Source organism: Microbacterium sp. Bi128 (assembly GCF_918698205.1).
This window is the reverse complement of record NZ_CAKKMM010000880.1, coordinates 1-2,135: the sequence shown is the minus strand read 5'-3', so window position 1 is coordinate 2,135 and position 2,135 is coordinate 1. Positions and strand designations below refer to the sequence as shown.

Genomic DNA, 2,135 nt, shown 5'->3' with positions numbered 1-2,135 from the left:
TCTCACTCGCTGGGACTGGGGACGGAGCCCCAACGGTGCCTTCATCAACGCCGAGTTCGGCGACCGGGTCTGGATCTCAACCCGGCTCTTCCTGGCCTCGATCATCCTGACCCTCGTGATCGGCGTCGCCCTCGGCGTCTTCACCGCGGCCCGGCAGTACAAGGCCTCGGACCGGGCCATCACCTCGTACAGCTACCTCATGTACATCGTCCCCGCACCGATCGCCTACTTCCTGGTGCAGCTGGGCGCCATCAACATCAACGAGTCGGTCGGGGAGCGGGTCTTCTTTGTCACCGGCATCTCCACCCCGGGCCTGGACGGCGACGGCTGGGCCCAGTTCGTCGACATGCTCGCCCACTACGCCGTGCCCACGTTCGCCATCACGATTGTGGGCTGGGGCGCATACCAGATCGCCCAGCGCCAGTATCTGCTTGACAACGTCAACGCCGACTTCGTCAGGACGGCGCGGGCCAAGGGCCTGACCCGCAACCAGGCCATCAGCCGGCACGCCCTGCGGGTGTCCTTCATCCCTGTGGCGCAGAGCATTGCGTTCACCATCCCGGCCATCTTCGCCGGCGGCTTCTTCGCCGAGAAAATCTTCGCCTGGCACGGCGTCGGGTCCTGGTCCATCGATTCAATTGCCCTGCAGGACGTCAACGCGGCCACCGCGACCCTCGCCTACGGCTCCGTCATCTTCGCGGTTGGAGCGATCCTCGCCGACTTCGCCACCACGCTCGTGGACCCGAGAGTGCGGGTGCAGTAATCATGACCAACCTCAACACGATTGACCCAGCCGCCGTCCTGGACGAAGGAAAGTTCGGCGACGACGAGGTCGTGATCGGCAAGTCGCGGATCATCCTGCGGCGCTTCCTGCGCAACCGGACAGCCGTCGCCGGCCTCGCCATCTTCCTGGCCCTGACCCTCTTCTCCTTCATCGGCGGCTTCTTCGGCAGCTGGGACAAGGAGACCATCGACCCCTTCAACATCGGCATGCCGCCCTCCGCGGAGCACCTCCTGGGCACCTCCCAGGCCGGGATCGACCTCTACGCCCTGACCGTCGAGGGCACCAGGGTCTCCATCCTGATCGGCGTCGTCGTCGGCCTCGTCTCGGTGCTGATCGCCGCCGTCTACGGCTGCACCATGGCGTTCTTCGGCCGCAAGGTGGACAAGGTCATGCTGTTCATCCTCGAAGCCCTGATCATGATGCCGGCCCTGCTGGTAGTCGCGGTGGCCACGAGCGGCGGCGCCAACGGCCTGAAGAACACCGTCCCGAGCTGGCTGCTGCTCATCATCGTGCTGCTGGTCTTCAGCTGGATGGGGACCGCACGCCTCATCAGGTCCCTGTCGCTCTCCCTCATGCAGCGTGACTTCGTCAAAGCCTCCCAGTACATGGGCATCCCGCCGCGCCGGATCGTCTGGCGCCACCTCGTGCCGAACATCGGCTCCCTGCTGGTCCTGGAAGTCACCCGTGGCGTCACCGGCGCCATCCTCGCCGAGGTCGCGTTCTCCTTCATCGGCATCGGCATCAAGGTCCCCGACGTGAGCCTGGGCGTCCTGATCGGCCAGTCGACCTCCCAGGTTTCCACCTTTCCGTGGATGTTCTGGGCGCCCCTGATCGTGATGTTCCTGCTGACCGGCTCGCTCGCCATGATGAACGACGGCCTCCGCGACGCGTTCGACCCCAGCTCCAGCTCCGTTGGCCGCGCCAAGAGGAGCAAGGCCACTGGCCACGCCACCGGCGGCGCCACCGGCAAGACACAGAAGAAGAGCAAATGACCAGCAACACCACCGCACGGGACACCGCGCAAGGGACCGCCGAGCGCCTCCACGCCGCCGGGCTGCACGCCCCCACGAGCGCGGTCCTCTCCGTCCGGGACCTCAACGTCCGCTTCAACACGGAAAACGGCGTGGTGCACGCGGTCCGCGGCGTCGACTTCGACGTGATGCCCGGCAAGACGCTGGGCATTGTGGGCGAGTCCGGCTCCGGCAAATCCGTCACGTCCATGGCGATCATGGGCCTGCTGCCCGCGACGGCGGAAATCACCGGTTCGGTCCGGCTGCAGGGCAAGGAGCTCCTGGGGCTCAGCGACAAGGCCATGTGCCGCCACCGCGGCAGTGACCTCGCTATGGTGTTC

3 protein-coding genes are annotated in these 2,135 nt (G+C 66.2%); all 3 read left to right on the top strand.

The window, feature by feature from the left end; genetic code table 11:
* Positions 1 to 763: ABC transporter permease (locus LQV45_RS27560; RefSeq protein WP_230010033.1), on the top strand; the 763-nt coding region annotated here is incomplete at its 5' end.
* 2 nt (positions 764 to 765) lie between these two features.
* Positions 766 to 1,776 carry an ABC transporter permease gene (locus tag LQV45_RS27555; RefSeq protein ID WP_230010032.1) on the top strand — a complete coding sequence of 337 codons (1,011 nt, stop codon included), beginning with the start codon at positions 766 to 768 and terminating at the stop codon, positions 1,774 to 1,776.
* On the top strand, positions 1,773 to 2,135 hold a 363-nt coding region (locus tag LQV45_RS27550), incomplete at its 3' end, for an ATP-binding cassette domain-containing protein (protein ID WP_230010030.1). The genes LQV45_RS27555 and LQV45_RS27550, both read left to right, overlap by 4 nt.